This is a genomic window from Brevundimonas sp. 1080 (assembly GCF_040545985.1).
Lineage (GTDB): Bacteria > Pseudomonadota > Alphaproteobacteria > Caulobacterales > Caulobacteraceae > Brevundimonas.
This window is the reverse complement of record NZ_JBEPMW010000002.1, coordinates 550,085-574,961: the sequence shown is the minus strand read 5'-3', so window position 1 is coordinate 574,961 and position 24,877 is coordinate 550,085. Positions and strand designations below refer to the sequence as shown.

Genomic DNA, 24,877 nt, shown 5'->3' with positions numbered 1-24,877 from the left:
GGATCAGAGCGCCGCGCGCTGCATCGGCGCGCCGGCCAGACGGTCATATTGATGCGCCGTCATGCAGCGCGGCGCGGCCCAGCGCTGGCCGGACTGATAGGCGGCGACCGCCTGTTGCGCGGTGACGAAGCTCGGCGTCGCGCCGTGGTCGCGTTGATAGGCCGTGCGTGAGGCCACGTCGGTTCCGCATACCCTGACGGTTTGCAGCACGGCCGCGCGCTCGGCCGGTCGCGGACTTTGCGCCAGCGCCGGCGTCGTTGCGGCCGCAAGGGCCGCAGCGATTAGGGCGGGGGTCAGGAAACGGGTCATCGGCAATCCTCCACGGCCTGAATTAAGATCAGGACTCTGACGAATTATGCGCCAATCCTGAAGTTTGTAAAGATTATGCGACAACTTCGCGTCAAATCGACGACAAGCTGACCCGGCGGCGCCAAACCGAAGCTGGTGCGTTTCCTCTGGCTGACGGAGACGAGCGATTGTCGAACCCACGGAATTGGCGCACTTTTCGGGCAGACCTGAACCAGCGGGCGTGGGCCCCGGCCGGGGCGCGTTTGCGTACCTGGCGCGACTGGGTGCGCGACAACGATCCCGTCTATGCGGCGGCTCGACGACCGGGGACGGCGGAAAAATGGGCGGCGGGCGTGGTCCTGGTCGTCGTGGCGGCCGTGGTTCTCTTCCTGGCCCTGTTCGACTGGAACATGCTGCGCGGGCCCATCGGCCGCTGGGCCTCGGTCAAATACGATCGCGAAATCGCCCTGACCGGCGATCTGGACGTCAATCTGTTCAGCTGGACGCCGTCCGCCGTGGTGCGGGGGCTGAAAATCGGTGGCCCCGACTGGGCGCGCGATCGCGACACGGCCGACGTCGATGAGGTCCAGGCCTCGGTTCGGCTGAGAAAGCTGCTGGCCGGTCAGGTGGAGATGCCCCTGCTGAGCTTCACCCGGCCCAGGGTCGTGCTGATTTCCACCAAGGACGGCCGCAAGAGCTGGCAGCTGAATCCCAACAAGCCCGATGACGGCGAAGGGCTGAACCTGCCGGTCATCCAACAACTGGTGATCAAGGACGGGCAACTGACCTTTGAGGAACAGCGGCGCGGACTGACGCTGGAGGCGGCGGTCAATGCGCGTGAGGCGTCCAGCGGCCAGGCCGGTTTCGTGCTGGACGGGCGCGGCGATGTGCGCGGCGAACCTATGACCGTCAGGATCGAGGGCGGTCCCTTCATCAACATCCGGCGCGACCGTCCCTATCGGTTCGAGGCGGATGTGACCGGCGCGGAATCGTCCCTGGTCGCCAAGGGGGCGATCACTCGACCGTTCGATCTGGGGCGGTTCGATGCGACCATGACGATCCAAGGACGCAACATGTCGGACCTCTATCTGCTGACCGGCGTCGCCCTGCCCAATACGCCGCCCTACCGGCTATCGGGCGCGCTGAACCGCGATCGGCGGATCTGGACCTTCAAGGATTTCGACGGACGTGTCGGCGCGTCCGATCTGTCGGGCGAGGTCAAGGTCCAGTCGGGCCAGCGGCTGCGCGTCGACGCCGACCTGACCTCGCGCCGTCTGGACATCGACGATCTCGCCGCCGTCTTGGGCGCGCGGACCCGGACGAATGCGGCCGGCACGGATACCCAGGCGCCGGTTGTGGTCGGCGGCAAGCTGCTGCCGGACGCCAAGCTCCAGACAGAACGTCTGCAGACCATGGATGGGACCCTGTCCTATCGGGCCGGATCGGTGAAGGCGAACGCCTTCGACGTGCGTCAGGTGAACCTGGGCGCCGACCTGAAGGACGGCATCCTGAAGCTGGATCCGATCAGCTTCGACTTCAATCGCGGCGCGCTGAACGGCACGGCGCGGATTGATGCGACCAAGGTCACCCCCTACAGCACCGTCGATCTGCGTTTGGCCGGCTATCCGCTGGAGTCCATCATCCCGGCGCGCAACGGCTCGGCGCCCGTCACCGGCAGGGCGCTGGGCCGGGCGAAGCTGGAGGGGCCGGGCGCCTCGATCCATGATTTTGCTGGCGCGTCGAAAGGCTCGCTCAGCCTGGTCGTGCCGAACGGCAAGATGCGGGCGGCCTTCGCCGAACTGCTGGGCATTAACGCCAGCGCCGGGCTGCTGAAGCTGTTGAGCGGCGACCAGTCGGAAAGCCAGATTCGTTGCGCTGTCGCCGACTTCAACGTCAGCGGCGGCACGGCGACCGCCCGCACCTTCGTCATCGACACCGATGTGGTGCTGGCCCAGGGCAAGGGCAGCATCAACCTGGGCGCCGAGACGATGAACCTGCGGATCGAGGGCGAATCTAAGAAGCCGCGACTGTTGCGCCTGTGGGCGCCGATCACAGTCTCGGGCCCCCTGACCGCGCCCAAGGTCGGGGTCGATGTCGGTTCGGTGGTGTCGCAGGGCGGTCTGGCGGGCCTGCTGGGCGCGGTGGTGGCGCCGGTGACGGCTCTGTTCGCCTTCGTCGATCCGGGCCTGGCCGAGGGCGCCGACTGCGGCCGGCTGATCGCCAAAGCCCGCTGATCGTTGATGACGACGACCGATCCGGCGATCCAAGCGTATTGTGGGTGATGGAGCCTTTTGCATGACACGCCGTGGACTGTTCGCACCTGCCCTTGGGCTTCTCGCCGCCGCCTGCTCGCCGCTGAGCCTGCTGAACACCTTGGGACCGAGAGACGGCGGCGTGCGACGCGTCGCGCGCGACATTCCCTATGGCGACGATCCGCGCCAGCAGATGGATCTCTATGCGCCGACCGCGCCTGGCCCTTATCCGACGCTGGTCTTCTTCTATGGCGGCGGCTGGGATTCGGGCTCGCGCAGCCAGTATGGCTGGGCGGCGCAAGCCTTGGCGGCGCGCGGGTTCGTGGTCGCATTGCCGGACTACCGCATCGTTCCCCAGGTCGTCTTCCCGGCCTTCATCGAGGACGCGGCCGCCGCCACGGCCAAGGCGGCGGAGGTGGTCGGTCAATATGGCGGCGATCCGGCGCGGCTGGGCGTGCTGGGCCATTCGGCGGGCGCGCATCTGGCGATGATGATCGCCCTGGACCGACGCTATATGGCCGCCGTCGGTCGGCCCGACCTGATCAAGGCGGCCGCAGGTCTCGCGGGCCCTTACGACTTCCTGCCGTTGGACGTGGCGGCGTCGCAGAACGCCTTCGGTCGTGCGCCCGACCCGACCCTGACCCAGCCCGTGACCTTCGTGCGTCGTGACGCCCCGCCGATCTGGCTGGGCCACGGGACGGCCGACACGGTGGTCCACGACGAAGACACGGTCATTCTGGATGATCGGATGCGCGCGGTGGGCGGGCGCTCGGAAGCCAAGCTCTATCCGGGTCTGGACCACGCCGACCTGATCGCGACCTTCTCGCCCCTGTTCCGCAAGAAGGCGACGGTGCTGGCCGATGTGACGGGGTTCTTCCACCGGCAGCTGGGCTGAACCGACGAAGAGTGGTGCGGGCGGCCGGGGTCGAACCGGCACTCCTTTCGGAACTGGATTTTGAGTCCAGCGCGTCTACCAATTCCACCACGCCCGCAGCGGAAGGACCGCCTCATGCCACAGAGGGATGAGGCGGGTCCAGCCTTTGTGTCACTGCATGATGAAGTTGACGCGGAAGGCCATCATGCGCGGCGCGGTCGGTTGGTCGCCGTCATAGGCGACGGTGGCGTCGCGGGCCGCCTTAAGCACCGCTTCGCCGAAGCGACCATCGGCGGGATGTTCGGTTTCGATGACGCAGTCGCGCAAGCGACCGTCAGGCTGGGCGACGCATGTGGCGACGGCGAAACCCTCCGAATAGTTGGTGGCGGGATAGCGCGGACGAATCTGACGCGCCCATCGCATTCCAACCTGCAGACCTTCCTCGGAGATGGCGTCGAGTTCCTGGTCGCGAGGGTCAACAAGCGGGCGGCCGCAGGCCGTCAGGGTTTCGTCGATCGCCGAACCGGACGCAGGGAGTTCCAGATCATAGCGGAGGTTTCGACCCGCGCCGCCGCCATCGGGCACGATGATCTGAATGCGTCCGCCTTGGCGAAGTTCGCGGGCAAAGGGGGCTGGAAAATCGGCGACGGCGCCCGCACGATCAATCGTGACGTTCCAGCGCCATTCCTTGGCTTCTTCGCCTCGAAAGATGATTGTGATCGGGCGCGTTTTCGTCCGGCGCGCCACCTCCGGCAACCCGAACAGCAGCGCCGAATAGGCGCCGTCCATGCAGCGAGTCGCGATCGACAGGCCCGGCGTGGTCGTGACGTAAGCGATTGTCGATTTCTTTCGGGCGTCCTTGACCAGATCCCAGTCTTCGCCGGTGTTCGGCGCATCCTGCGAGACGGCTGAGCCGGCCGACAAGGCGACAGCGAGAGCGACTACGGCGTTCTTCATGCGACGACCTCCACATGGCTATCCATGCCGCCGGACTGGATGCGGCGGGCGCGGATGTACATTTCGACGCGCTGCATGACGATCAGGCCCATGGCGAAGACCAGGAAGGCGTCGGTGACGGCCAGGGCGTTCAGGTGCCAGGCGGCGGCATGGCTTTCGATCAGGTCGCGCAGCAGCGACCGGCCGGCGAACAGCACGACCAGCAGGATCAGACCCAGCGGCGAGGCCTGGGCCATCAGGGAACCGTCCGGCTCTTTTTCGATGGTGACGGTCTTGCCGCGATACCAGCCGGCGACGCCGCCCAGGATCCCGCCGATGGCCAGCACCGCCCAGGCGTCGGGACCGAACGGCGCATGGGCCATGTTCGGGTTTTGCGCCGTGCCCCAGATGCCCAGGCCGATCAACGGCAGGACGATGGCCGGCATGACCCAAAGCAGTTGAGGCTTCAGCACGCGCTTTCTGCGGTTCTTCAGCAGCACCACCACCAGCATGATCGGGATCATGAGCAGCGGGATCAGTTTTTCAGGCGGCACGTCGTCTCCCCCAAAGACAGGATGCGGCCTCCCCCGAGACCGCTGTCAGCACCCTAGCGGCGTCAATCCGCGCTGGATAGCGGCGCGACCGTCTGTTCGATGGCGCCGAAGATCGAATGATGACGCTCGTCCAGCATTTCGATCCGCACCGTGTCGCCGTGTTTCAGGAAGGGCGTCTCGGCCGCGCCGCGCAGGATCGTCTCGACCGTGCGGACCTCGGCGATGCAGGAATAGCCCAGGCCGCCTTCCGAGACCGGCTTGCCGGGGCCGCCGTCGGCGTCCTTGTTTGACACCGTGCCCGAACCGATGATGGTCCCGGCGCCCAGCGACCGGGTCTTGGCCAGGTGGGCGATCAGGGTTCCGAAGTCGAAGGTCATGTCGACGCCGGCGTCGGCCTTGCCGAAGTCCTCGCCATTCAGCTGCACCGACAGGGCACCGTGCAGCTTGCCGTCCTTCCATCGGTCCCCCAGCGCCTTGGGCGTGACCAGAACGGGCGACAGGGCGCTGGCGGGCTTGGACTGGACGAAGCCGAAACCCTTGGCCAGTTCGGCGGGGATCAGGTTGCGCAGGCTCACGTCGTTGACCAGGCCGACCAGGCGAATGGCGTCGAGCGCCTGTTCGCGCGTCGCGCCCTGCGGCACGTCGCCGACGACCACGACGATCTCGGCCTCCAGGTCGCAGCCCCAGGCCTCGTCGGCCAGCGGGATCGGATCGCGCGGCGACAGGAAGCTGTCGGAGCCGCCCTGGTACATCAGCGGGTCGGTCCAGAAGCTCTCGGGCATTTCGGCGCCGCGCGCCTTCCGCACCAGTTCGACGTGGTTCACATAGGCCGATCCGTCCGCCCACTGATAGGCGCGGGGCAGGGGCGAGGCGGCGTCGCGCTCATGGAAGCGGCCACGCGGCACGGCCTCATGTTCCAGGCTTTCGGCCAAGGCCTCGAGACGGGGGCCGCAGCGGTCCCAGTCATCCAGCGCCGCCTGCAGCGTCGGGGCGATCAGGAAGGCGTCGGTGAACCAGTTCAGGTCCTGAGAGACGACAACGAGGCGGCCGTCGCGGCCGTGCTTGAGCGAGGCGAGTTTCATGACCAAGGCCTAGACCGGATTTGCGATATTGGGAACGACGGAATCAGTCGGTGGCGGTCAGCAGGGCGCGGGCCTCGGCGCCGGTGCGGGCGGCGCGGTCGCGGACCTCGACCTCGACGATGACGCCGCCCTCAGGCTCGACGGCCCACAGGTAGCGACGCTCGACCTCGACCGTGCGGCCGGACGGGGCGAAGCCTTCGTAACTGTCGCCCCAAGGGGTGATCTTCCTGACCTCAACGAAGGGCATGGCGCAGGCGGCGTCCAACTCCTCGTTGGCCATCACGGTCAGTTCGTCATCGGATGCAGGCATGGGTCTCGGTCTGGGAAAAAAAGTCTAATTCGTCTAATTGGTCTGAACGGGCGCTCAGGGTTCGTCGGCGTAGATGGCGACGCGGGCGGGGTCGGTCGAGGAGGCCGCGCCGCGATACATGCCCGAGGTGGACATGGCGAAGGCGGGGCGGCCATCCAGGCCCATGACGATGACGCCGCCCTTGCCGCCCAGCCTTTCGGCGTCAGCGATCTCCGCCTGACCGGCGGCCTGCGTCGCCGCCCCTCCTGCAATCCGCGCGCAGATGTCGCGGGCGACGGTGGCGCGGATGAAATATTCGCCGTCGCCGGTGGCGGACACCGCGCAGCCGTCGGTGTTTGAGGCGTAGGTTCCGGCGCCGATGATCGGCACGTCCCCGACCCGGCCCCAGCGTTTGGCGGTCATGCCGCCGGTCGAGGTGGCGGCGGCGAGACGACCCTGGCCGTCCAGCGCCACGGCGCCGACCGTGCCGAACTTCTTCTCGTTCAGGGGCGGGGCGACTTCGGCCTGTGCGCCCGGTAGAGGCGCGCCGACGGGGCGTTCGGGGATCGGCTGTCCGGCCTCGGTCAGGGCCTTGACCAGCCCTTGCCAGCGCCGCTCGGTGAAGAAGAAGGACGGATCGACCTGCTCCAGCCCGACCGAGGCGGCGAAGGCGTCGGCGCCGGGGCCGATCAGCATGACGTGGGGCGACCGCTCCATCACCGCGCGGGCGGCGGCGACGGGATGACGGGTGGTGGTCAGGCCGGCGACGGACCCGGCGGTCAGGTCCGATCCGTTCATGACGGCGGCGTCGAGCTCGTTACGGCCGGCCGCGGTGAAGACCGCCCCGCGCCCGGCGTTGAACAGCGGATCGTCCTCCATGACCTGAACGGCGGCCTGGACCGCATCCAGCGCCGAGCCTCCGCTTTTCAGCACGGCCGAACCGGCGTCCAGCGCGCCTTGCAGCGCCCCGCGATAGGCCGCGTCCTGCTCGGGCGTCAGGCTGGATCGCTCGATCACGCCCGCCCCGCCGTGAATGGCCAGCGACCAATGCGGCGCGGCATTTTCAGCCTCGACCTGGGCGTGGGCCGACGAAAAACACAGTGCAAAGAGTGCAATCAGTCCCGAACAAACGAAGCGCATCGTAAACCTCCTCCGCGCCGAAAACAGGGTGGAATGTGTGCACTTACCCCATTGACGCCGGTCGATCGCAGTGTAACGCCGCCTTCGGGCATGTCAGGTCGATTGGCCGAAGAAAATCGGAAACGTCGGAAGATCCGAGGGATGGTTCGCGGCAATAGGATGGTTGCAGATGATCGCCGAAGCCCTTGCTGTGCCGCAGGGCCGCTTTCAGCCAAGCGGATGGGGCGCTAATCAACCAAGCTCGGGCCTCACCAGCCAAGGGACTCAGCGGCGGCTGCGCGACTTTTTCAAGCGGTCCACCAGCATCGCTCCACTAGACGTCAACAAGCACATTGGCACAATCCAAGGCTGATACTGTTCGCCGCTGCTCCCAAAATGGACAAGCAAGGCGACGATGACTGTCGCCAGCGTCCAGAGCGAGAGCGTGACGTAGGCGATAAGTAGGACTGGATCGCGGGTCATCTTAGGCTATCCAAGGTTGCGCCTGAAGTCTGACCAAACTTTCCTGAAGTTGTCCACCCAAGGACCGCTATCCGCGCGGAGTAGACTCTGCGCCCGCGAAAGACAAATGTCTGGCTCGCCTCACCCTCGGTGATGCAGCCGCTTCCACACCTGATAGCCGACGATGGGGGCGAAGCCGCAGAGGAGGGCGGCGATCAGGACCATCCAGAAGCCGCCGCCCAGCCAGTATTCGCCGGCCAAGGCACCGGCGCCGGCCGCCAGGACCGGGCCGAGCCAGGGCAGCCAGGTCGGCGGCCGCATCTTCATTCAGGCGTCGACCTTGATGACGCCGCGACGGATCTGGTCCAGCTCGATGGAGTCGAACAGGGCCTGGAAGTTGCCGTTGCCAAAGCCTTCGTTGCCCTTGCGCTGGATGATCTCGAAGAAGATCGGGCCGAAGGTGTCCTGGGTGAAGATTTGCAGCAGCAGGCCTTCCTCGTCCGAACCGTCGATCAGGATGCGGTTCTTGCGCATCCGCTCCACGTCCTCGCCATGGTTGGGCAGGCGTTTGTCGATCAGTTCGAAATAGGTCTCGATGGTGTCCTGGAAGGCGACGCCGCGTTCCTTCATCGCCTCGACCGTCTCAAAGATGTTCTCGGTCGTCAGGGCGATGTGCTGGATGCCTTCGCCGTTGTAGCGACGGATGAACTCCTCGATCTGGGAGTTCTCGTCCTGGCTTTCGTTCAGCGGGATGCGGATGGCGCGGTCGGGCGCGATCATGGCCTGGGAGAACAGGCCCGTCGCCTTGCCCTTGATGTCGAAATACTTCTGCTCCTCGAAGTTGAAGATCGAGTTGTAGAAGCCCGACCAGGTGCGCATCTGGCCGCGCCGGACGTTGTGGGTCAGGTGGTCCAGGATCTCCAGGCCCATCGAGTTCTTGCGCTCGGCTTCTTCCCAGCCCTCGATCTCGTCCCAGGCGTCATAGAGCGAGCCGGCGTCGCCGTACTGGTCGATGACATAGAGCAGCGAGCCGCCGATGCCTTGCAGGATGTAGGGGTAGTCGTCGCCCAGCGCGCCGCCGGCGGCGTCCGATGCGGCGACGGCGCCGCGGGCCAGGGCGCCCTCAAAGGCGGCCTTGGCGTCGGTGGTGCGGAAGGCCATGCCGTTGGCGGACGGGCCGTGATCCTTGGCGAAGTCGGCGGCCTGACCCTTGGGCGAGCGTTGCACCAGGAAGCTGATATCGCCCTGCTTCAGGCGCACCACGTCGGTCTTGGGGTTCACGTGCGTCTGGGTGAAGCCCATCAGCTCCAGGCGCGAAATCATCGCCTCGGGCTCAGGGCCGGTGAATTCGACGAACTCGAAACCATCGACGCCGAGGGGGTTTTCTTGGTCGATCTGTTCCGCCGTGGCCTGATCTTGGGCCTGGGTCATGTCGTTCATGGCGCGTCTCCCGCGTAGCTTTTGAGGCGGGCTTAACCGAAAGGGGCCGCCGATTGGCGCGGAACCTAGTCACAGAAGACGACGGAGCCAAGACGAAGCCACGGGGTCGTGATGACGGACGACCCCGCAAGTCTCATGCGATCAGCGCAGGACGGCTTCGGGATCGACCAGCCGGACGTCGTGCATCTGGTCCAGATAGGCCTCGTAGTAGCCCTTGTGCGAGGCGCCGACGATGGTCAGCATCCGAGTGCCCGGATAGCGGCCCAGGACATCGCGCATATTGGCGACCATTCGCAGATTGCGCGTCTCCCAATAGCCAAGGTAGCGCCGGCCGAAGGCCTGCGGCGACGGCTCGACCAGATTTGCGCCGAAATCGGACTGATAGGCCATGGCCGGGACGGTCGGCGCATTGTAGGCGCGGTACATCTGAAGAAGGCCGCCCGGCTGATCCAGGGCGGCGCTCAGCCGTTCGTCTTGCGCCCGACGGGCCGTGCTGGCGGGATTGTCCCAAGCGGCCATGACGGCGTCCTGTGACGCCTTTTTCTCCACGGGGTCCGTCGGGTCCGGCGAATCGGCGGAGTGGTCGTCGACGCTCCACAGCCGTTCCAGTCCCAGGCGCGCGGCCAGGGGGGCGGAGATCAGGAAGGTCTCGTTGGCCTGTTCCTCGATCTGGTTCAGCACGCCGACCAAGGCGTCGTTCAGGCCGTCCCCGGCGATGCGGTCCTGGGCGGGCAGGCGAAGCCATTGAACCAGGGCTGATCCCCGCTCGCCGGCCGCCAGGAAGACCGCCGCCAGATGACGCCGCTGGGCCGCCGTGGGCTGATCGGGCCACTCGGCCAGCAGCCGCTCGGCCTCGGCGTTGGCGGCCGGCACGTCCAGGCCGGTCGCCAGGGCGGCGGGAGCGGGATCCCAGCAATAGGTTTCGACCGTCTCGGCATACCGCGACGGATAGCGACGCAGACTGTCGCATTGCAGGCCGGACAGGTCCTCCGTCGCGATGGCGGTCGGCTTCCACGCCGCCAACCGATCCAGCAGCGGCGACAGGCTTTCGACCTTGAAGCCGTCGCCCATGTTCGACAGGTGCGGCGTGCCCAGGACCAGCACCTCGCTTAACGCGCCGGCCGGCGGTCCCTTCAGCTGATCGGGATGGAAAGGCTGGCGGTAGTCCTGCGCGGCTGCGGGCAGGGCCGCGACCAGCAGGGCGCCAAAGCCAACCGCAGCGGTCAGGGTATGGAGGACACGAAGAGGCAGGGCCATGACACTCAATGAAAAAAGGTCGGGAATGATCGACCGCCGGTCGACCATTGCACCTTTCACTGGATACCGGCTTGGCGCCCGTTAAATCTTGGACATCTAGGGCGGCGCTTGCCCGTTAGGTGCGTCGCGCCCTGAGGTCCGGCATCGCATCCACGGCCCAAAGATCGGGGGCCCGAAGCGGGGCCTTGCAGAGGGCCTCGACCGTCTTGCCGTCCGCCAGTGTGTAACGGATAGGCAGGTTTTCGGCGCAACGGGCCTGGACGGCCTGGAAGACGCCCTGACCGTTCAACATCGGGTCCAGATCTTCGATCGCGATGACGACGGGATCGCCGGACAGGGCGCCGCATCGGTCGCCGGAGTCCAGCTTGATCCGGCCGTTGTCTATGGAAAAGCCGCCCTCGCCGCCGCAGTTCTGATCCACAATGTGGAACAGAGCGGCCTGGCGAAGGTCACGCGGACTGGGCCGATTGACCAAGGTGACGCTCAGCGCGGCAAGGCGTGCCTGAACGCCGGCCCAGCGGTCCGGGCCCGAACCGTCCAGTAGGACGGCGACGGCGGTGTCTGGCGTCAGGCGGCTGCGGAAGTCCGCCACGCCATAGCCGTCTCCCGCGCGACCGGACTGGAGCATGGCCATCCAGATGTCGAAAATGTCCGCGCGGCCGTTGGAGGCGCGGCGGCTCTCCAGGTCCGCGATCCACTGCACGACGACGCCGCAGTTGTAGATGGCGTTTCCGGTGCGCAGGCGCTGTTCGGCGTTAGGGCGGTCGCCAAGGGCGGCGCGACAACCGTTCAGCCTTCGCGCCAACGAGGTCTTCAACTGGGCCTCGTCGATCGTTCCCGTGGACAGGGCGGCGATCAATGCGCCGTATTCGGCGCCGCCCTCATGCAGCCAAGGCGCTCTGACGCCGTCCTTGGTCGTCACCGCATGGCTGTTCCACATGTGCAACGTCTCGTGCCAGACGAAGGTGGACAGCTGTTCGGTCACATCGGGCGGGGGCGCGGACCAGTCCCAGCCATGAAAGCGCAGGGAGATGACGCCATTGTCGGTCACATCGCCCCGATATGTCGTCGGGCCTGGGCTGTCGGTGGTGACGATCAGGGTCGGCGTATAGGGCAGGTCGCGGCCGAGACGAGCGCCATAGAATCCTTGGGCCGCCAGAAAGCCGTCGATCATCGCGGTGCGCAGCGATGCGGGAACGGTTTCCCCGACGACGACGACGCCGCCGTCATCCTGCGTCACGGCCGACGTCGGCCCGACATAGACGTAGCTCTTGATCGCGTTGGATTGAGGCGTGACGGTTTCACCTTGGGGCGCCTTGACGGTCAGTTCGGCGTCCATGTCCTTCAACGCCAGCGCGGGTCCGTAAAGGCTCTGGCCCGACCCCACCCGCACCAGGCCTATATAGACGCGGTCCACCTCGGCCGCGTCAGGCGCGATCAGAATTTCGAAGGCGTCGAACGGCTGGTCGGACTTCACGACGCCGTCCGAAAGGGACAGGCCGGGGGTCTTTACCGTCCAGAGCGTGCGGACGATGTTCTGATCCAGGAAGGCGACCTCGGTGGTCGGCCGGGCCAGCTTCCAGATCACCAGAACGCCGCCCGGCGCGGTGCGCGCCTCGATCGTGGCGGCCTGTTGAGCCGAGGCGGGGGCGGCGGCCGCGAAAGCGAGGCCGAGTGCGGCGACGAGGCCGATCAGATTCGAGGTCAAGTCTTCGGGCTCCCACCACCAAGCGTGAGCATACTGACTAAAACAACTGAGACGATTTGACGACCGATACCTTACGGTTGTGTCAGCCCGGCAGCCAGCGCGTGGCCCATTCGGCGCCCATCAGAAGGCCGGTCCCGAGCGCGCCCAGGAGGGTCAGCCACACGGTGGTTACGGCGCAGCCCGCGAGGACGAACAGGCCGTCGCGCTGGATCAGGCCGACCGACAGCAAGGCCAGGGCGATGGACGGAATGGTGTTGGTCAGCGGCATGACGATGGTGACGGTCGCCAGGATCATGAAGACGGCGGCCAGCTTCTCGCCCGGCCCATCGGCGAAGCGGCGCAGGCGGGGGCGCGACAGCCGGTCGATCCAGCCCAGTTTGGTCTCGGCGAAATCGGCCATGGCCTTCAGCCACGATCCTTTGCACCGCAGGTTCAGGAACCAGCGCGGCAGCCACGGCTCCTCACGCCCGACCAGCATCTGGCCGGCCAGCAGGATGACAATCAGCCCGACCACCTGCGGCACGCCGTAAAGGCCCGGCACCAGACAAGGGATGGAGAGCAGCAGGATCAACAGGCCGTAGGCGCGCTCGTCCAGCCGGTCGCGGATTTCGTGCAGGGTCAGGCCTGCGTCGCCGCCGTCGTCGGCCAGCCGCCGCAGCAGCCGGGTGACGTTGTGGCTGACGTCGTCCTGCTGGACCGTGGACGGGGAAGAGGCGGGGGTCGTCATTCAGGCGCTCTAGCAGGTGGACGTGACGGCCGAGGATGACGCAACGCCGCAGGGGTGCTAACGCGCCGTACCGCCTTAAGGATCGCCATGCTGCGCAAACTCTATGACCGCGTCTTCGACCTGGCGCGCAGCCGCCATGCGACTAAGGCACTGGCGGTCGTCTCCTTCGCCGAGAGTTCGTTCTTTCCGATCCCGCCCGATGTGATGCTGGCGCCCATGATCCTGGCGCGGCCGCAGAAGGCGTATTTCTACGCCGCCGTCTGCACTGCAGCGTCGGTGCTGGGCGGAATTCTCGGCTATGCGATCGGCTATTTCCTGACCGATCTGGGTATGGCGATCATGCGGGTGCTGGGCCATTCGGACGGGCTGGAGCAGTTCCGCGCCTGGTTCGATCAGTGGGGCCTGTGGGTCATACTGATCAAGGGGCTGACACCCATCCCCTACAAGCTGGTGACCATCGCTTCGGGCCTGGCGGCGTTCAGCTTTCCGGTCTTCATGGCCGCGTCGGTCGTGACGCGGGGCGGGCGGTTCTTCCTGGAGGCGTGGATCCTGAAACGCTGGGGGCCGGCCATGCTGGCGCAGGTGGAAAAGCGGCTGGCGATGTGGAGCGTGATCGGCCTGGTCGCGCTGGTCGCGTTGATCGTCGTCCTGAAGCTTCTGTAAGTCGACGCGGCCGCAGGGGCGGGGTAAGACCGTTTCAAGATGATCGATGTCTATCGCCTTCTGACCCGTTGGTGGACCGCCTTCGCCCTGGCCGCGTCGCTGGCCATGCTGGGCGCGGCCCACGCGTTCGAACGGTTCGGCGGCCTTGCGCCCTGTAACCTGTGTCTGAAGCAGCGCGAGGTCTATTGGGGGGCGGTGGTCGTCGCGGTGCTGGCTACGGGCTGGACCCTTTTCAGCGGCGGACGCCGGGGCACGCCGCGCATCGCCGCCTTCCTGCTGGCGGCCGTGTTCGCCACAGGCGCCATCACGGCCATCTTCCACATGGGTGGCGAATATAAATGGTGGGCGCTGCCTGCGACCTGTTCGTCCGTCGGCGGCTCGGTCGATATGGACAGCCTGACGGCGCTCGCCATGGGCACGGGGCCGGTGACCAAGGTGATCGGCTGCGGCGATGTGGCCTGGAGTTGGCTGGGTCTGTCGATGGCAGGATGGAACGCGATCATCGCCTCGGCGCTTGCGGTGTTCAGCCTGTTGGCGGCGAAACGTCCCAAGGACGCCCGTGCGCCCCGGATCGAAAAGGCCTGATGCGATGAGCCATTCCATTCCTCTCCCTCGTCCTGGCCAAGGCGCAGACAAGGCGCGGATGGACGAAATCCTGCGCGTCGACCACGCCGGGGAATATGCGGCCGTCCTGATTTATCGCGCCCAGAAGGCGGTGTTCGAAGGGCGCAAGGGGCGTGACGGCGTCGCCCACGACCTGTCGGAGATGCAGGACCAGGAGGCGGTGCATCTGGCGCGCTTCGAACGGCTGCTGAACGAGCGGCAGGTGCGACCCACGGTCATGACGCCCCTGTGGCGCATCGCCGCCTCGGCCCTCGGCGCCGGCACGGCCCTGATGGGTGAAAAGGCCGCGCACGCCTGCACCGAGGCGGTCGAGAGCGTCATCGAGAAACACTATGCCGACCAGATCGCCGAGATCGGCGATCGCGACCCGGCTCTTGCCGCTGAGTTGAAGCAGTTCCGCGACGAGGAACTGGCCCACCACGACCACGCCATCGAACACGGCAGCCGCGAAGCGCCGGCCTATCGGCTGCTTTCCGGCGTGATCAAGGTCGGCTGCAAGACCGCGATCAAGATCAGCGAGCGGATCTAAATCATCTCCTCCCTGCGGAGCGGGGAGGGGGACCGCGAAGCGGTGGAGGGGCTATTGAAGTCCCATAGACGTTTGCGATGCGGCGAAGAGCCCCTCGGTCTCTCCGCTTCGCTACGAGCCACCTCCCCATGAAATGGGGAGGAGACAATTGGTTTCTCTCAATAGATCTCGAACAATCCCGCAGCCCCCATGCCGCCGCCGATGCACATGGTGACGACGCCGTATTTGGCCCCGCGACGCTTGCCCTCGATCAGGACGTGGCCGGTCATGCGGGCGCCGGACATGCCGTAGGGGTGGCCGATGGAGATGGCGCCGCCCGAGACGTTCAGACGGTCGTCGGGAATGCCCAGCGTGTCCTGGCAATACAGGACCTGGGCGGCGAAGGCCTCGTTCAGCTCCCAGATGCCGATGTCGTCTATCGTCAAGCCGTGGCGCTTCAGCAGTTTGGGCACGGCATAAACCGGCCCGATGCCCATTTCGTCCGGCTCGCAGCCGGCGACAGCCATGCCGCGATAGGCGCCGAGCGGTTGCAGATTGCGCTTCACCGCCTCGCCGGCCTCCATGACGACGCAGGCCGAGGCGCCGTCCGACAGTTGCGAGGCGTTTCCGGCGGTGATGAACTCACCCGTCTGGATCTCCTCGCCGCCGCCGAAGACGGGCTTCAAAGCCTTCAGCCCTTCCAGCGTCGTGTCGGGACGGTTGCCCTCGTCCTTGGACAGGGTGAACTCTTTCGATGAGGTCTGGCCGGTGGCCTTGTCCATGACCAGCATGGTGGTGGTCATGGGCACAATCTCGGCGTCGAAGCGGCCTGCGTCCTGGGCGGCGGCCGTGCGCTGCTGTGATTTCAGCGCATATTCGTCCTGGCGGTCGCGGCTGATGCCGTAGCGGCGCGACACCACCTCGGCCGTCTCCAGCATCGACATATAGATGTGGGGCGACAGCTTCAGCAGCGCCTCATCCTTCATCCGGTACAGGTTCATATTCTGGTTCTGCACCAGGGAGATGCTTTCCAGCCCGCCGCCGACCGCCATCTTCTGCTGATCGAAGACGACCTGTTTCGCCGCCGTGGCGATGCCCATCAGGCCCGACGCGCACTGACGATCCAGGCTCATGCCCGGAACGGAAGAGGGCAGGCCGGCGGCGAGCGCGATCTGGCGCGCGACGTTGGTGCCGGTCGAACCCTGCTGCAGGGCCGCGCCCATGATGACGTCCTCGATCTCTGCCGGATCGACGCCCGCGCGCTGGACCGCATGTTTCACCGCATGGGCGCCGAGCTGCTGCGCCTGGGTGTCGTTGAAGGCGCCGCGATAGGCGCGCCCGATGGGGGTGCGGGCGGTGGAGACGATGACGGCTTCGCGCATGGGCTTTCCTCCTGGGCTATCGCCCTTTGGGCTACTTGAGCCCATTCTTGTTTGGCCTACCGCGCTTCGCGCTGCTTGGGGCCGGTTTCCTCTGAAGCGAAGTTAGCCGCCTCACGTCGCGTCAACGCAAGGCGCCTTGTTGTTCAACCGCCGTGGGCCTTCTGGGCCTTGGTCAGTTCGATCATGCCTTGGGCGGCGCCCATCTCTGGGACGATCTCGCCGGCGCGGTCCGAAATGGCGTCGAAGCGGGCGGCGACCTGTTCGGGGGCGTTGTCCCCGGTGACGAAGTCGCCTTGCGTCAGGGTGACATAGGCGCGCTCGAACCCGCCGGCGCCGGCGGCCAGAATGGCGCGGCTCGGCGCCTCCTGGCTGACAAGGTAAAGCAGGCCGGGCGTGACCAAGGCCGGGGCCAACGCCTCCAGCGGCAGGGCGGCGCCCAGATCCTCGGTCATGCGGGTGTGGGCGGTGGGCGCCAGGCAGTTGACGCGGATGTCGTTCTTGGCGCCCTCGATCGACAGGGTCTGCATCAGGCCGACCAGCGCCATCTTGGCCGCGCCATAGTTCGACTGTCCAAAGTTGCCGTACAGGCCGGACGACGAGGTCGTCATCACGATCCGGCCGTAGTTCTGCCCGCGCATGATCTCCCACACCGCCTTGGTGCAGTTGACCGCCCCCATTAGGTGGACGTCGACGACGAAGCGGAAGTCCTCGATCTCCATCTTGGCGAAGGTCTTGTCGCGTAGCACGCCGGCGTTGTTCACCAGGATGTCGATCCGGCCCCATTTCGCCATAGCTTGATCGACCATGACCTGGACCGCCGCATAGTCCGTCACCGAGGCCGCATTGGCGATGGCCTCGCCGCCGGCCGCCTCGATTTCGGCGACGACCGATTCCGCCGCCGTCGCCGACCCGCCGGAACCGTCGCGCGCTCCGCCCAGGTCGTTGACCACCACCTTGGCCCCGCGCGCCGCCAGAGCGAGCGCGTGTTCGCGCCCCAGGCCGCCGCCGGCACCCGTTACGATCGCCACCTGTCCGTCAAACCGCATCGCCATAATCGTTTCCTTTCGCAGGCGCCCAATGTGTTGAAACGGCGCCACAGTCGACACAATCGTAGCTCAAGCGCGGAACCGTGCGCCAGCCACGCCGTTCGGTCGGGTGAATGCTGTGCTATTGTGCAGCTTCGCGCATTCACACAGTGAGGAAGCTATGAAGCTCAAACTTCTCGCCTCTGTCGCCGCAGCCGGGCTGTTCGCAGCCGGAGCCGCATCGGCAGAACCCAATGGTTGGTACGGGGCGATCGACGCCGGTTATCAATGGATCGACGAGATCAACGCCGAATCGTCGACGACCAATGCTAACTGGAACTACGAAGTGAACGATGGCTGGGCGGCGTTCGCTCGCCTCGGTTATCGTTTCAATCCCAACTGGCGTGCGGAACTCGAAGGCGGCTATCGCTCGGGCGACGTCGGCACCGTTCGGGCCGTTTCGGGTACGCAAGGCGTCTGCAACTTCACGCCGGCGACGGGCGGTTGCTTCTCTCCTGAAGGCGACATCGAATCGATGACCCTGATGGCGAACATCATCTACGACTTCGGTTACGAAGCTTGGGGTATCCGTCCCTTCGTCGGCCTTGGCGCTGGTGTGAACCACGTCAAGACGGACATCGCCGGCAACTTGCGCGCCAACCGCGGCGCCGTCTTCACCGCGGACGACACCTCTACCAAGTTCGCTGCTCAGGCGATCGCAGGTCTGGCTTGGGCCGTGGGCGACCGCGCCAACATCGACCTGACCTACCGCTATCTGACGGGCGACGCCAACTTCGCCTCGACGACGGTCGGAACGGGTGTGGGCGCCACGTCGTTCGGCGAATGGGACGGCGACTACGATCAGTCGCACACCGTGACCCTGGGTCTGCGCTACAGCTTCGGTGCGGAAGACGCGCCGCCTCCCCCGCCGCCTCCGCCGCCCCCGCCCCCGCCGCCTCCTCCGCCCCCGCCGCCCCCGCCGCCGGTCGCTCAGACCCCGGTCGCTCGCCAGTTCGTGGTCTACTTCGACTGGGATCGTTCGGACCTGACCGCGGAAGCCCGTTCGGTGGTGACGCAAGCCGCCAATTACGCCAAGTCGGGTCGTCCGACGCGCGTCCTGATCGTCGGCTACACCGACACCTCGGGTTCGGCCGCCTATAACCTGGGTCTGTCCAACCGTCGTTCGCGCACCGTCGCGGACGCCCTGGTTGCTCAAGGCGTCAACGGCGGCGTGATCGCCCTGGACGGCAAGGGCGAAACCAACCTGGCGAAGCCGACCGCCGACGGTGTGCGCGAACCGCTCAACCGCCGCGCGACCATCGACATCAACTTCTAAGACCCCAAGGGTGCGCCGGTGCGGTTCATCCGGCCCGGCGCTCCCGAGGTCATGAAGTTCGTCGATTCGACAACATCATGCCGCCGTCGTCCTTTGGGCGGCGGCGGTTTTGGTGCCATAAAGCAACGCCAACCGTCCTGCATTCCAAAATCCCCGCGACTTGAGCGATTTCAATTGATCGCGTCCAAACTGCGGGACACAAGCATGGCGATGACCCGTAATCACAGACATCTCGGTCGCAGCCGGAGCGCAGAAATGCACGCCTCGGTGGCGGATAGAGGATGGGCGTGATGGTGGATTTGCGATCATCCTCCAGACTTCTGTCGGCAAGACGTCGGCGCAGATATCGGCTTCGCGGCGATGCGGTGCGTCTCGAGGTCCGCCCGAGACTGCAGACGTCGCGCCCTTCGCAGTCGGCGGAGATTTCCGACTTTCCGGCCAAAAGAAAGTTCGGTCCGACCGCCTTGTCGGGTCGTCGCTTCCTGATCGTTTCGGCGCCGTTTGGGCGATTCGGTCCGGTGATGGCCTCGGTTCTTGAGGCACGGGGCGCGAATGTGAACCGCATGATCTTCAATGCCGGCGACGCGATGAATTGGCGTCGGTCCGGGGGCATTGTGTTCAAGGACACGGCGAAGGCATGGACCGAAGGGTTGATCGATTTCGCCTCGGCGTTCACCGACATCATCCTGTTTGGCGAGGCCGGAGAGTACAACCGAGCGGTTTTGGCGGCGTCCGACCGTCTGAAGGCGCGCGTCTGGGTCTTGGAGAACGGCTATTTTCGTCCCGACTGGATCACGGTCGAGCGAAACGGCGTCAATGGCTCGAGCGCCCTGCCGCGGTTCAAGGGCGGCTATCCCGAGCCTGCTCCATTGCTGCCTGAACCCTTTACGGTCGGAAAAATCCTGCCGCATCACGTCGCCAATATCAGCGCTTACCACACGGTGCAGGTGGCGGGAAAAGCCCTGTTCCCGAACTACAGCGCGCCTTACGTCTTCTCGCCGCTGGACCAATGCCTCGGTCATATCCGGCGCTATTTGAGTCTGGCGTTCAGACGGGCTGAAAACTGCGACGCCGACGTCATAAAGGCGAAGGGCGACTTCTTCATCGCGTGTCTGCAGCGCGAGGGCGATGCGCAGCTGCTGCGCTATTCGCGCTACTGCGACAACCGCGCCTTCCTCACGGCGGTGATCGCCAGTTTCGCCGCCGAGGCGCCGCCGAAGACGCGTCTGGTCGTGAAAAACCATCCGCTTGATCCCGGCCTGGTCAATCTGCGCGCCATTACGCTGCGTCTTGCTGAGCAGCATGGCGTCGCCGGCCGTGTCGATTTCATCGATGGCGGCAACCTCGCGGCCCTGTGCCGCGCCTCGCAGGGCATGGTGGTCAACAACTCCAGCGCCGCCTTGTCGGCGCTGGGCTTCCACACGCCGGTCAAGGTTCTGGGCGACGCCTTCTTCGACTTCGAGGGTCTGACCGACCAGAAGCCGCTGGGTCATTTCTGGCGCGCGCCGGAGGCGCCGGATAGCGACCTATTCACACGTTTCCGCGCGCATGTGATCGCCCAAAGCCAGGTGAACGGCAATTATCATGAGCCGCACGCCATCGTGCCGACGGCGAACGGCATCGCGGACATTTTTGAGCGGGCGTCAGCCTAGCTCAGCCCCGCAAGGTGTGGCGCCCAGACCACCCTCTGTCTCTGTCATATTGCTGTTACATAACTGTCGCCCAAGATTTCAACATCGGCCCTAGAGGGGGCTGGATTGCGACAGGCGATGGACGTCTGCCGCCCAAAGGCCATCGGCGCCGTCCATCTGGGGATAGATGTAATGACTACTCGTAAAAGCCTGATCTGGGCGACCACCGCCCTTGCCGGCTCGCTGGTCTTCGCCGGCGCCGCCTCCGCCCAATCGACCGGCACCGAAGCGACCGAAGTCGGTGAAGTCGTCGTCACCGGGGTTCGCGGACAGCGCACGATTGAGGGGCTTGCTACCGCCGAGACCGTCGCCAAAACGCGCAACACCATCGGCCAGGAGTTCATCGCGACCCAGTCGGCCGGCCAAACCATTCTTCAGACTCTCAACCTGACCCCGGGCCTCAGCTTCACCAACGCCGACCCCTATGGTTCGTCGGGCGGCAACATCCGCCTGCGCGGCTTCGACGGCAACCGCGTGTCGCTGACGTTTGACGGCATCCCGCTGAACGACACCGGCAACTATGCCACCTACACCAACCAACAATTGGACCCGGAGCTGATCGAACGCGCCTCGATCAACACGGGCTCGACCGACGTCGATAGCCCCACCGCCTCGGCGACCGGCGGCACCATCAACTACGTCACGCGCCGCCCGGCCGCCGATTTTGGCGGCTGGCTGCAAGGTTCGCTGGGCGACTTCAGCTACAATCGCATCATGGGCTTGATCGATACCGGCGCCGTTGGTCCTTGGGGCACCTCGGCCTGGTTCGCCGCTTCGCACCAGAAGTATGACAAGTTCAAAGGTATCGGCGAGCTCGAAAAGACCCAATACAACGCCCGTATTTATCAGCCGCTGCGCGACAACGGCGACTTCATCTCGCTGGCGGCTCACTGGAACGAGAACCGCAACAACAACTACAATGGCCCGAACCTGGCCACCGCAACCGGCTTCTGCGACGTTGCACGCACCCAGGTCTGCGTCAGCGACGTTGAAACCAGCCCGTTCGGCTGGGGTGTCGATTTCGATCGCACCTACACCGCACCGACGGTTCGTGCTGGCGTAGCGGATGTAGATACCAACGGCGCCAACTACTGGGGTCTGCGCATCAACCCGTCCGACACCGGCAACATCCGCGGTCAGTCGCGCTTCACCTTGGCTGACGGCCTGATCCTGACGATCGACCCGTCGTTCTCGTACACCCTGGCCAATGGCGGCTCGCAACAAACGGTGCTGGCCGAGAACGACCTGTTGCTGCGTGGCACCCGTACGACGGGCGGCGTCGACCTGAATGGCGACGGCGACATCCTGGACCGCGTTCGCGTCATGACGCCGTCCAACACCCACACCCAGCGCTATACCCTGAACAGCTCGCTGATCTGGGACCTGAACGACCATCACCGTCTGCGCGCCGCCTATGCGCTGGATTGGGGTCGTCACCGCCAGACCGGTCTTTACGGCCGCATCGACTTCTCGAACCCGACGAACCCGAGCTTCGTGGACGAGTTCGGCGGCCTGAAGGAAGAGGGCAACCGGGTCGTGAATCTGGACGGCTTCGCCCTGCGCTCGCGTGACCGCCTGTCCTATGCCGAACTGAACCAGTTCTCGGTCGAGTACATCGGTCGCTTCCTGGATGAAGCTCTGACCGTGAATATCGGCGTCCGTGCGCCATTCTTCTCGCGCGAACTCAACCAGTTCTGCTACACGCAGAACGCCTCTTCCAACGTGATCTGCACCTCGGAAGTGCCGGCGACGACCTTGGCCAACGGCAACGTGACCTTCGCGGGTCGTGGAACCACCCAATACGTGGCTCCGTACTCGCGCACCGTGAAGTACGACGACGTCCTGCCGAACGTCGGCGCCACCTATAAGTTCGGCGGCGCTCAGTCGATCTACGCCAGCTATTCGGAGTCGCTTTCGGCGCCGCGCACGGACAGCCTCTATGCGGCGACCCGCCTGGCGGACGGCTCGATCGGCAATCCGACTGTGCAGCCGGAGACGTCCAAGAACATTGATTTCGGCTACCGCTACACGGCGGGCACGCTGATTGCTCAGGCTTCGGGCTTCTTCAACCAGTTCGACAACCGTATCGTCAGCACCTTCGAGCCGGATCTGGATCAGTTCGTCGATCGCAACGTGGGTTCGGTTGAATCCAAGGGTGTTGAAATCTCGGTGGGTTGGTCGCCGATCCAGGCGCTGAGCCTCTACGGTTCGGCCTCGTTCCTGGATAGCGAACTGCAAGACGACTATGTCTATGATCGCGCAGGCAACCGCCTTCAGACCAAGGGCAAGAAGCAGGTTGAAACCCCCGACCAGATGTACTCGCTGCGTGCGTCTTACCAGTTCAACGACATCTTCTCGGCCGGCATCCAAGGTAAATACACCGGAGAGCGTTGGGTCACGGACGTCAATGATCTCAAGGTCGACGCCTACACCGTGGTCGATCTGGACGCCCGTTTCGACTTTGCCTCGCTGGGCTTCGAAGGCACCTATCTGCAGTTCAACGTCACCAACCTGTTCGATGAGCAGTACTACAGCACCTTGGGCACTCGCGCGTCGGGCACCCCTGGCCAACTGGGTTACAGTCGCTCGTTCGCCGGCGTCGGCGCGCCTCGCACCATGATGGCGACCCTGCGTTACGCCTTCTAAGGCTTTAGCCAAACTGAAACGACGAAGGGCGGTCTGTTCGCGGGCCGCCCTTTTTCGTGGCTGACGTTGAAGTCGGGGGCGCTTGGGGCCATATGGCGCGGCTCCCAGTTCGGCCCTTCTTGAGGACGCCCGCATGACCGATCCGACTGCTGCCGCCATCCCCGCCGAATGGGCGCTGCACCGCGCCATGTGGGTGGGTTGGCCCAGCCATGCGGAATATTGGTTCGAGGCGCTGGAGCAGGCGCAGGACGAGGTCGAGGGTCTGGTGCGGGCTCTGGCCGGACCGGGTCGCGAGCAGGTCAAGCTGATGGTCGGCAAGGCGGAGGTTCTGGCCGACGCCCAGGCGCGCTTTGCGGGTGTGGCGAATGTCGAGGTCGTTCCTGGCGAATTCGGCGACGTCTGGCTGCGCGACACCGGGCCGATCTTCGGCGCGGGATCCAAAACGGCCGCCGCGTTCAAGTTCAACGGCTGGGGCGGGAAATATGACATGCCGGGCGACGATCTGGTCGCCGGCCAGATCGGCCGACATGCGGGCGTGGACCTGACCTGGAACGACTTTGTCATGGAGGGCGGGTCGCTGGATCATGACGGGGAGGGGACCGTCCTGACCACGCGCCAATGCTTGCTGAACCCTAACCGCAATCCCGCCTGGAACCAGGATGAGGCCGTCGCGGCGGCGGCGCTGGAGAAGGCGGTCGGCGCCAAGGTGGTGGTGTGGCTGGGCGACGGTTTGCTGAACGATCACACCGACGGGCACGTCGATAACCTGGCGCGGTTCGTCGCGCCGGGCGTGGTCGCCTGCCCGGTCGCCTGGGGGACGAACGACGTCAACGCCGACGTCTATGACGCGACGGCGCGCGATCTGGCCGCCGTGACCGATGCGGCGGGCCGTCGGCTGAAGGTCGTGCGCATCCCGTCGCCGGGCCTGGTGCTGGACGAAGACGAACGCCCGATCCCGGCCAGCCACATGAACTTCCTGATCGCCAATGGCGCGGTGATCGTCCCCACCTATGGCGATGCGCGTGCGGCCGACATGGCCTGTCAGGCGTTGAAGGACGCCTTCCCCGATCGCGAGATCATTCCGCTGCCGTCCAACGCCGTCCTGACCGGCGGCGGCTCGTTCCACTGCATCTCCCAGCAGGAGCCCGCATGAACCGCAACATCACCGTCGCCGGCATCCAGACCTCGTATGGCGAGGACATGCAGGCGAACATCAACAAGACCATCGCCTTCGTGCGCGAGGCGGCGGGGCAGGGCGCGCAGGTGATCCTACCGTCGGAGCTGTTCCAGGGGCCGTATTTCTGTGTCTCGCAGGAAGAGCACTGGTTCAGCCAGGCCTATGAGTGGCGCGAGCATCCGTGTGTTGTGGCCATGGCGCCGGTGGCCAAGGAGCTGGGCGTGGCGATTCCGGTCTCGATCTTCGAAAAGGACGGGCCGCAGTATTACAATTCGCTGGTCATGCTGGACGCGGACGGCGAGGCGCTGGGGGTCTATCGCAAGAGCCATATCCCCGACGGCCCCGGCTATCAGGAGAAATACTATTTCCGGCCGGGCGACACGGGCTTCAAGGTCTGGAGGACGCGCTTCGGTAAGGTCGGGGTCGGCATCTGCTGGGACCAGTGGTTCCCGGAAGCGGCGCGGGCGATGATGCTGATGGGCGCCGATGTCCTGATGTATCCGACCGCCATTGGCACCGAGCCGCATGATGCGACCCTGCACACGGCCGAGCCGTGGCGGCGGGCCATGCAGGGACACGCGGTGTCGAACGCCGTACCGGTCGTCGGCGCCAACCGGATCGGCCATGAGCGCGTGACCGAGGTCGGCCAGACCTTCTACGGCCATTCCTTCATCGCCGATCAGCAGGGCGAACTGGTCGAGCAACTGGGCGCCGAGGAGGAGGGGGTGCTGGTGCACCGCTTCGATCTGGACGAGCTGGACAAATACCGCGCGGCCTGGGGCTTCTTCCGCGATCGGCGGACGGACCTGTATGGGGCGCTGACGGGTAAGGGCTGAT

General features: G+C 65.6%; 24 protein-coding genes and 1 tRNA gene. 11 read left to right on the top strand and 14 right to left on the bottom strand.

The features are described from left to right. Positions 1-3 precede the first annotated feature (3 nt). Positions 4-309: a hypothetical protein gene (locus tag ABIC32_RS08180; protein ID WP_336976486.1), complete on the bottom strand. Its 306-nt coding sequence runs from the start codon at positions 307-309 to the stop codon at positions 4-6. Between the two features lie 242 nt (positions 310-551). On the opposite strand from ABIC32_RS08180, the gene ABIC32_RS08175 reads away from it, so the two are divergent. After that, the gene (locus ABIC32_RS08175; protein ID WP_354073763.1) at positions 552-2,522 is read left to right on the top strand and encodes an AsmA family protein; all 1,971 of its coding nucleotides are present in this window, start codon (positions 552-554) and stop codon (positions 2,520-2,522) included. Positions 2,523-2,583: 61 nt separating this feature from the next. Next, positions 2,584-3,435 (top strand): alpha/beta hydrolase, encoded by an 852-nt coding sequence (locus ABIC32_RS08170; RefSeq protein WP_354073761.1) that lies wholly within the window; start codon positions 2,584-2,586, stop codon positions 3,433-3,435. Positions 3,436-3,447: 12 nt separating this feature from the next. On the opposite strand, the gene ABIC32_RS08165 is transcribed toward ABIC32_RS08170, so the two are convergent. The 6 genes from ABIC32_RS08165 to ABIC32_RS08140 all read right to left on the bottom strand — a co-directional run bounded on the left by ABIC32_RS08165 (position 3,448) and on the right by ABIC32_RS08140 (position 7,415). Beyond that, positions 3,448-3,532: transfer RNA gene (locus tag ABIC32_RS08165), tRNA-Leu, on the bottom strand. 53 nt (positions 3,533-3,585) lie between these two features. Further along, positions 3,586-4,371, bottom strand: coding sequence for a hypothetical protein (locus tag ABIC32_RS08160; RefSeq protein WP_354073759.1), 786 nt, complete (start codon positions 4,369-4,371; stop codon positions 3,586-3,588). Continuing rightward, positions 4,368-4,904, bottom strand: coding sequence for a CcdC protein domain-containing protein (locus ABIC32_RS08155; protein ID WP_307509236.1), 537 nt, complete (start codon positions 4,902-4,904; stop codon positions 4,368-4,370). Before ABIC32_RS08155 ends, ABIC32_RS08160 begins: the two co-directional genes overlap by 4 nt. A gap of 62 nt (positions 4,905-4,966) precedes the next feature. Next, complete coding sequence (locus tag ABIC32_RS08150; protein WP_354073756.1) at positions 4,967-5,986, bottom strand: fumarylacetoacetate hydrolase family protein; 1,020 nt, start codon at positions 5,984-5,986, stop codon at positions 4,967-4,969. A gap of 43 nt (positions 5,987-6,029) precedes the next feature. Beyond that, positions 6,030-6,296, bottom strand: coding sequence for a hypothetical protein (locus ABIC32_RS08145; RefSeq protein WP_066627839.1), 267 nt, complete (start codon positions 6,294-6,296; stop codon positions 6,030-6,032). Positions 6,297-6,350: 54 nt separating this feature from the next. Beyond that, entirely contained in the window at positions 6,351-7,415 is a 1,065-nt protein-coding gene (locus tag ABIC32_RS08140) for an isoaspartyl peptidase/L-asparaginase family protein (protein WP_199059493.1), read from the bottom strand. 169 nt (positions 7,416-7,584) lie between these two features. Here ABIC32_RS08140 and ABIC32_RS08135 point away from each other — a divergent pair, with 169 nt between their 5' ends. After that, positions 7,585-7,767: a hypothetical protein gene (locus ABIC32_RS08135; protein WP_199059494.1), complete on the top strand. Its 183-nt coding sequence runs from the start codon at positions 7,585-7,587 to the stop codon at positions 7,765-7,767. Positions 7,768-7,997: 230 nt separating this feature from the next. Here the strand turns inward: ABIC32_RS08135 and ABIC32_RS08130 are convergent, their stop codons facing one another. The 5 genes from ABIC32_RS08130 to ABIC32_RS08110 all read right to left on the bottom strand — a co-directional run bounded on the left by ABIC32_RS08130 (position 7,998) and on the right by ABIC32_RS08110 (position 12,988). Further along, positions 7,998-8,183: a hypothetical protein gene (locus ABIC32_RS08130; RefSeq protein ID WP_159848900.1), complete on the bottom strand. Its 186-nt coding sequence runs from the start codon at positions 8,181-8,183 to the stop codon at positions 7,998-8,000. After that, complete coding sequence (gene hppD / locus ABIC32_RS08125) at positions 8,184-9,296, bottom strand: 4-hydroxyphenylpyruvate dioxygenase (protein ID WP_354073752.1); 1,113 nt, start codon at positions 9,294-9,296, stop codon at positions 8,184-8,186. A gap of 141 nt (positions 9,297-9,437) precedes the next feature. Beyond that, positions 9,438-10,553, bottom strand: coding sequence for a DUF5694 domain-containing protein (locus ABIC32_RS08120; RefSeq protein ID WP_354073750.1), 1,116 nt, complete (start codon positions 10,551-10,553; stop codon positions 9,438-9,440). A 115-nt stretch (positions 10,554-10,668) separates the two neighbouring features. Beyond that, positions 10,669-12,261 (bottom strand): hypothetical protein, encoded by a 1,593-nt coding sequence (locus tag ABIC32_RS08115; protein ID WP_354073748.1) that lies wholly within the window; start codon positions 12,259-12,261, stop codon positions 10,669-10,671. 82 nt (positions 12,262-12,343) lie between these two features. Then, a complete protein-coding gene (locus tag ABIC32_RS08110) occupies positions 12,344-12,988 on the bottom strand; it encodes an exopolysaccharide biosynthesis protein (RefSeq protein WP_039246044.1) in 645 nt (214 codons plus the stop codon). An 87-nt stretch (positions 12,989-13,075) separates the two neighbouring features. On the opposite strand from ABIC32_RS08110, the gene ABIC32_RS08105 reads away from it, so the two are divergent. Genes ABIC32_RS08105 through ABIC32_RS08095 form a run of 3 tightly spaced genes read left to right on the top strand, consistent with a single transcriptional unit; the run spans position 13,076 to position 14,804 of the window. Beyond that, on the top strand, positions 13,076-13,651 hold the full coding sequence (locus ABIC32_RS08105) for a YqaA family protein (protein ID WP_199059498.1): 576 nt from the start codon (positions 13,076-13,078) through the stop codon (positions 13,649-13,651). A 39-nt stretch (positions 13,652-13,690) separates the two neighbouring features. Beyond that, complete coding sequence (locus tag ABIC32_RS08100; RefSeq protein ID WP_039246047.1) at positions 13,691-14,236, top strand: disulfide bond formation protein B; 546 nt, start codon at positions 13,691-13,693, stop codon at positions 14,234-14,236. A 4-nt stretch (positions 14,237-14,240) separates the two neighbouring features. Next, complete coding sequence (locus ABIC32_RS08095; RefSeq protein WP_199059499.1) at positions 14,241-14,804, top strand: demethoxyubiquinone hydroxylase family protein; 564 nt, start codon at positions 14,241-14,243, stop codon at positions 14,802-14,804. 158 nt (positions 14,805-14,962) lie between these two features. On the opposite strand, the gene ABIC32_RS08090 is transcribed toward ABIC32_RS08095, so the two are convergent. Continuing rightward, positions 14,963-16,165: an acetyl-CoA C-acyltransferase gene (locus tag ABIC32_RS08090; protein ID WP_354073745.1), complete on the bottom strand. Its 1,203-nt coding sequence runs from the start codon at positions 16,163-16,165 to the stop codon at positions 14,963-14,965. A gap of 143 nt (positions 16,166-16,308) precedes the next feature. Next, positions 16,309-17,217, bottom strand: coding sequence for an SDR family NAD(P)-dependent oxidoreductase (locus tag ABIC32_RS08085; protein WP_316409140.1), 909 nt, complete (start codon positions 17,215-17,217; stop codon positions 16,309-16,311). 154 nt (positions 17,218-17,371) lie between these two features. On the opposite strand from ABIC32_RS08085, the gene ABIC32_RS08080 reads away from it, so the two are divergent. The 5 genes from ABIC32_RS08080 (at position 17,372) to aguB (ending at position 24,876) form a co-directional block, all read left to right on the top strand. Continuing rightward, positions 17,372-18,526, top strand: a complete 1,155-nt coding sequence (locus tag ABIC32_RS08080; RefSeq protein WP_354073742.1) for an OmpA family protein — start codon at positions 17,372-17,374, stop codon at positions 18,524-18,526. A gap of 563 nt (positions 18,527-19,089) precedes the next feature. Next, positions 19,090-20,178, top strand: coding sequence for a capsular biosynthesis protein (locus tag ABIC32_RS08075; protein ID WP_307509272.1), 1,089 nt, complete (start codon positions 19,090-19,092; stop codon positions 20,176-20,178). A 171-nt stretch (positions 20,179-20,349) separates the two neighbouring features. Next, positions 20,350-22,863, top strand: a complete 2,514-nt coding sequence (locus ABIC32_RS08070) for a TonB-dependent receptor (protein WP_199059676.1) — start codon at positions 20,350-20,352, stop codon at positions 22,861-22,863. Between the two features lie 133 nt (positions 22,864-22,996). After that, positions 22,997-24,016 carry an agmatine deiminase family protein gene (locus tag ABIC32_RS08065; RefSeq protein ID WP_307509276.1) on the top strand — a complete coding sequence of 340 codons (1,020 nt, stop codon included), beginning with the start codon at positions 22,997-22,999 and terminating at the stop codon, positions 24,014-24,016. Continuing rightward, entirely contained in the window at positions 24,013-24,876 is an 864-nt protein-coding gene (gene aguB, locus ABIC32_RS08060) for an N-carbamoylputrescine amidase (RefSeq protein ID WP_354073739.1), read from the top strand. The genes ABIC32_RS08065 and aguB overlap by 4 nt, the downstream gene beginning before the upstream one ends. The last annotated feature ends 1 nt before the right edge of the window (position 24,877 follow it).

What these genes read in the sequence shown, in the direction of transcription:
- ABIC32_RS08180 (WP_336976486.1), bottom strand. Translation starts at nt 309, where the DNA reads ATGACCCGTTTCCTGACCCCCGCCCTAATCGCTGCGGCCCTTGCGGCC.
- ABIC32_RS08170 (WP_354073761.1), top strand. Translation starts at nt 2,584, where the DNA reads ATGACACGCCGTGGACTGTTCGCACCTGCCCTTGGGCTTCTCGCCGCC.
- ABIC32_RS08160 (WP_354073759.1), bottom strand. Translation starts at nt 4,371, where the DNA reads ATGAAGAACGCCGTAGTCGCTCTCGCTGTCGCCTTGTCGGCCGGCTCA.
- ABIC32_RS08150 (WP_354073756.1), bottom strand. Translation starts at nt 5,986, where the DNA reads ATGAAACTCGCCTCGCTCAAGCACGGCCGCGACGGCCGCCTCGTTGTC.
- ABIC32_RS08145 (WP_066627839.1), bottom strand. Translation starts at nt 6,296, where the DNA reads ATGCCTGCATCCGATGACGAACTGACCGTGATGGCCAACGAGGAGTTG.
- ABIC32_RS08140 (WP_199059493.1), bottom strand. Translation starts at nt 7,415, where the DNA reads ATGCGCTTCGTTTGTTCGGGACTGATTGCACTCTTTGCACTGTGTTTT.
- ABIC32_RS08135 (WP_199059494.1), top strand. Translation starts at nt 7,585, where the DNA reads ATGATCGCCGAAGCCCTTGCTGTGCCGCAGGGCCGCTTTCAGCCAAGC.
- ABIC32_RS08130 (WP_159848900.1), bottom strand. Translation starts at nt 8,183, where the DNA reads ATGAAGATGCGGCCGCCGACCTGGCTGCCCTGGCTCGGCCCGGTCCTG.
- hppD (WP_354073752.1), bottom strand. Translation starts at nt 9,296, where the DNA reads ATGAACGACATGACCCAGGCCCAAGATCAGGCCACGGCGGAACAGATC.
- ABIC32_RS08120 (WP_354073750.1), bottom strand. Translation starts at nt 10,553, where the DNA reads ATGGCCCTGCCTCTTCGTGTCCTCCATACCCTGACCGCTGCGGTTGGC.
- ABIC32_RS08110 (WP_039246044.1), bottom strand. Translation starts at nt 12,988, where the DNA reads ATGACGACCCCCGCCTCTTCCCCGTCCACGGTCCAGCAGGACGACGTC.
- ABIC32_RS08105 (WP_199059498.1), top strand. Translation starts at nt 13,076, where the DNA reads ATGCTGCGCAAACTCTATGACCGCGTCTTCGACCTGGCGCGCAGCCGC.
- ABIC32_RS08100 (WP_039246047.1), top strand. Translation starts at nt 13,691, where the DNA reads ATGATCGATGTCTATCGCCTTCTGACCCGTTGGTGGACCGCCTTCGCC.
- ABIC32_RS08095 (WP_199059499.1), top strand. Translation starts at nt 14,241, where the DNA reads ATGAGCCATTCCATTCCTCTCCCTCGTCCTGGCCAAGGCGCAGACAAG.
- ABIC32_RS08090 (WP_354073745.1), bottom strand. Translation starts at nt 16,165, where the DNA reads ATGCGCGAAGCCGTCATCGTCTCCACCGCCCGCACCCCCATCGGGCGC.
- ABIC32_RS08085 (WP_316409140.1), bottom strand. Translation starts at nt 17,217, where the DNA reads ATGGCGATGCGGTTTGACGGACAGGTGGCGATCGTAACGGGTGCCGGC.
- ABIC32_RS08080 (WP_354073742.1), top strand. Translation starts at nt 17,372, where the DNA reads ATGAAGCTCAAACTTCTCGCCTCTGTCGCCGCAGCCGGGCTGTTCGCA.
- ABIC32_RS08075 (WP_307509272.1), top strand. Translation starts at nt 19,090, where the DNA reads ATGATCTTCAATGCCGGCGACGCGATGAATTGGCGTCGGTCCGGGGGC.
- ABIC32_RS08070 (WP_199059676.1), top strand. Translation starts at nt 20,350, where the DNA reads ATGACTACTCGTAAAAGCCTGATCTGGGCGACCACCGCCCTTGCCGGC.
- ABIC32_RS08065 (WP_307509276.1), top strand. Translation starts at nt 22,997, where the DNA reads ATGACCGATCCGACTGCTGCCGCCATCCCCGCCGAATGGGCGCTGCAC.
- aguB (WP_354073739.1), top strand. Translation starts at nt 24,013, where the DNA reads ATGAACCGCAACATCACCGTCGCCGGCATCCAGACCTCGTATGGCGAG.